4 protein-coding genes are annotated in these 3698 nt (G+C 66.2%); all 4 read left to right on the top strand.

What is annotated here, in order from left to right; genetic code table 11:
• A partial coding sequence (locus LH128_RS23565; protein WP_008832199.1) for a DUF3459 domain-containing protein occupies window positions 1-687 on the top strand: 687 nt, incomplete at its 5' end.
• Window positions 688-692: 5 nt separating this feature from the next.
• On the top strand, window positions 693-2924 hold the full coding sequence (gene treY, locus LH128_RS23560) for a malto-oligosyltrehalose synthase (RefSeq protein ID WP_051211565.1): 2232 nt from the start codon (window positions 693-695) through the stop codon (window positions 2922-2924).
• A gap of 127 nt (window positions 2925-3051) precedes the next feature.
• Window positions 3052-3363 (top strand): hypothetical protein, encoded by a 312-nt coding sequence (locus tag LH128_RS23555; protein WP_008832197.1) that lies wholly within the window; start codon window positions 3052-3054, stop codon window positions 3361-3363.
• Window positions 3360-3698: PepSY domain-containing protein (locus LH128_RS23550; protein ID WP_008832196.1), on the top strand; the 339-nt coding region annotated here is incomplete at its 3' end. The genes LH128_RS23555 and LH128_RS23550, both read left to right, overlap by 4 nt.

Below are 3698 nucleotides of genomic sequence, written 5' to 3'. Positions count from 1 at the left end.
TACGTCGAGCAGGGCCAGCCGCGCGAGAACGGCGACGATACCCCGCGCGGCGAACCATCGGGCGACCTTCCTCGCACCGCCTTCGTCAATTTCCTCGGCAATCACGATCAGGTCGGCAACCGCGCTCGAGGCGAGCGGCTGCATCATCTCGTCACTGACCGCCATGCCTACCGCGTGATGACCGCACTCACCCTGCTGACGCCCTTCACGCCGATGCTGTTCATGGGCGACGAGTTCCTCACCGATGCGCCCTTCCAGTTCTTCGTCGATTTCGAGGGCGACCTCGCCGAAGCCGTCCGCAAGGGCCGGGCGCAGGAATTCGCCCGCTTCAGCAGCTTCGGCGGCGAGGTTCCCGACCCGGTGGCGCCGGAAACGTTCATGGCGTCCAGCATCGGCCGTCCCGTCCGGGCCGACCAGCAGGAGCATGAAGCCTTCGTGCGTGACTTGCTCGACCTGCGCCGAACGCATGTGACGCCCCTGCTCGCCCGAAACCCGCAGCCGGTCGCCGCCGTTCGACAAGAAGGTTCCGGCATCGGGGCGCAATGGTCCTTCGCGCCGGGAACGCTGCGGCTGCGGGCCGAACTGGGCGGCTCCACCACCCCGTTCGAGCCCCTCCCCGACCCGATCCTGCTGCTTGCCGATGCGTCGAGCCCTTTCGCGCTGTCGATGACCGTTTCACCGGAGTGATGCCGATGCCGCAAGCGATACCCTTCGTCGCCACCTACCGGCTCCAGCTACGGAACTGCGTGGACCTCGACAAGGCGCGCGAACTGCTGCCGTGGCTGGGAACGCTGGGCATCAGCCACCTCTACCTGTCGCCGCCCTTCCACGCCGCTGCAGGCTCGACCCACGGCTACGACGTGATCGATCCCACCCGCATCGACCCGGCGCTGGGCGGGGAGGAAGCCTTCGAGCGTCTGAGCCAGGCGGCGACGCTCGCCGGGATCGGCATCGTGATCGACATCGTGCCGAACCACATGGGCTTCACTCCCGAAAACCCGTGGCTGGCGGACGTGCTGCGCCATGGCCGCGACAGCGCGCACGCCGGCATCTTCGACATCGACTGGGAAGCCGGGCCGCTGCACTTTCCGGTCCTCGACGGAACCATCGAAGACCTGCTGCCAGCCGATCAGGTCGCTCTGGCGGGAGATGGCGATGACCCACGCCTGCGTGTCTACGAACGCGAATATCCACTGCGCCCGACCGACCTTTCCCGCCATCTCTGCGGCGCAGCGCGCTCGCTGGACGCGCCGACTCTCCGCGCCCTGCTGGCCGAGCAGCACTGGTCGCTGGGAGACTGGCGGACAAGCGCGGACAGTATCGTCCACCGCCGCTTCTTCAACATCACCGACCTCATCGGCGTCCTTCAGGAAGACCCCGAGGTCTTCACGCTGACTCACCGCTGGATCATCGATCAGGTCGATGCAGGCCATATCCAGGGCCTGCGCGTCGATCACATCGACGGACTGGCACGGCCCGGCGGCTACCTTCAGCGCCTGCGCGATGCAGTGGGCGACACCCCGATATGGGCCGAAAAGATCGTCAAGGCCGGTGAAGAACTGCCCCCTGCCTGGCCGGTTGAAGGCATGAGCGGCTACGAATTCATCACCCCGCTTACCCGCCTTCTGACGTCTCCCGAAGGCCTGGCGGCGGTGCGCGAAGCGTCGACCGATGCCGTCCCGCGTGACTACGGACAGGAAGTCCGCAAGGTCCGCCAGGAATTGCTGGAGGAGGTCTTCACGCCCGAACTTCGCCGCGTGACGGGTGCCGCGCTGGCAGCACTCGCACTCGGCGAGCAGACTCGGCCGCAGATAACGGAAGCGATCTGCCGGCTGGCGACGATCTGGCCGGTATACCGCTCCTACGCGGCCGATCTGGCCTCGTTTACCCCACAAATCGCGGAGGCCATCGGCCTAGCGGCGGAGGACCCCATGGCCGCGAGCCTGATCGATCTGCTGCGCGCGCCCGACGATATACTGGCACGCACATTTGCCGCCCGCTTCGAACAGTTGACCGGTGCGTTGACCGCGAAGTCCGAGGAAGACACCGTGTTCTTCCGCAGCGTGGCCTTTCTGCCGCTATGCGAAGTGGGTGCCGAACCCGAACTCGATACCATCGACGCTGCCGACTTCGCCGCCGCCATGGCCAGGCGTGCCGACCTGACACCCCTCGCGCTGGATGCGGTGTCCACCCACGACACCAAGCGCTCGGCAGATGCGCGCGCCGTCCTCATCGCGCTGGGCTATTTCCCGGACCTTGTGCGAGGGCTCTATGCCGATGCACGGCGCCGCGCGCAGGAAGCGGGGGTTCCGGAACAATGGGCGCTCTATGCCCTGCAGACGGCCCTGATGCTGCGCGCCGAACCTGATGCGGCGGAACGTATCGACGCGCACATCGCGAAGGCCATGCGCGAAGGCAAGGACATGTCGCGGCACGAGGCACCCGACGAGGCGGCGGAGGCTGCCGTCGCAGAGCTGTGCCGCACGCTCCATCGCGAACTGGCGGCCGGCGCCTTGCTGCCAGCCCATTTGCGCGGCGAGTTCGAAGCCGCGATCGAAACCGTCGTGCTGGCACAGACCGCCTTGCAACTGACCGCGCCCGGCATTCCCGACGTCTACCAGGGCAGCGAGATATTGGCGATCGGGCTGACCGACCCGGACAATCGCCGTCCGATCGACTGGAACGCAATGGCATCGGGCAAGGTGCCTCCCCTGTCCGCGCGCAAGCTGGAGCTTACCCGCGTCCTGCTAGACCGGCGGCGTGAACGGCCCGATCTGTTCGCACGCGGAACTTATGCACTGCGCGCTGACGAAGACAGCTGGATCGTCGAGCGCGCATGGCAGGGTGAAGCCTTTTCCCTGCGCATTCCGATGCCGCGCCTTCGTTCGATGCACTGCCTGAAGGAAGTCCCAGCCACCGGCTAGGGCCGCGCGCCCATCCGTTGACAACGCCCCGTACGGCGACTAGCGAAAATTGCGAGTGCGTCGCAATAACATCGTTACGTCTACGATTAGGGGGTTCCGTGAAAATTCGCATGGCGGCAATTCGCCGATGACCGTACGCAACGGCACCATCGGTCGCTGCGAGATCGCCGCGCGGCTGATTGCGGCGATACCCGCCAACTACCTTTTGACGTCCGTTGCGACAGCCTGTCTTGCGCGGCTGCTCTGGCAGGGGCTGGGCGTCGATCCGGCCAATGCAAGCGTGGCCGCAACCCTGGCCTCCTTCGCCCTGTTCGCCGTGCTCGCGCTCGTGGCCTTCGGAGCGCGTTCGGTGGTCAGGCTCTGGCTGTGGCTGGCAGGCTCCGGACTGTTGCTCGGCGCTGCATTGTGGTTCTCCCTCTCGATGGGAGGGCGGATATGAAGGACAGCCTTCGCCAATCGATGGCATTGTTTCATACTTGGAGCGGGTTGCTCCTCGGATGGCTGCTCTTCGCAATGTTCGCCACCGGGACCGCAGCCTACTTCCAGGACGAGATCACCCGCTGGATGCAGCCCGAAGTGACAGGCGACGCCGACCCGGCAATCGCCGCGCAAGGTGCGATGCGCTATCTGAACACCGTCGCCCCGGATGCGAAGAGCTGGTACATTTCCCTTCCCAACAGCCGCAGCGCCACCACGCAAGTCTACTGGCAGCCTTCCGGCGAGCGCCCGGCGAAACGGAGCGAGACCAGCGCCCTGCTCGACCGTGACGGCCGT

The sequence above is a fragment of the Sphingomonas sp. LH128 genome (genome assembly GCF_000293195.2).
GTDB classification, from domain to species: Bacteria; Pseudomonadota; Alphaproteobacteria; order Sphingomonadales; family Sphingomonadaceae; genus Novosphingobium; species Novosphingobium resinovorum_A.
This window is presented reverse-complemented; position numbering and strand designations above follow the sequence as displayed.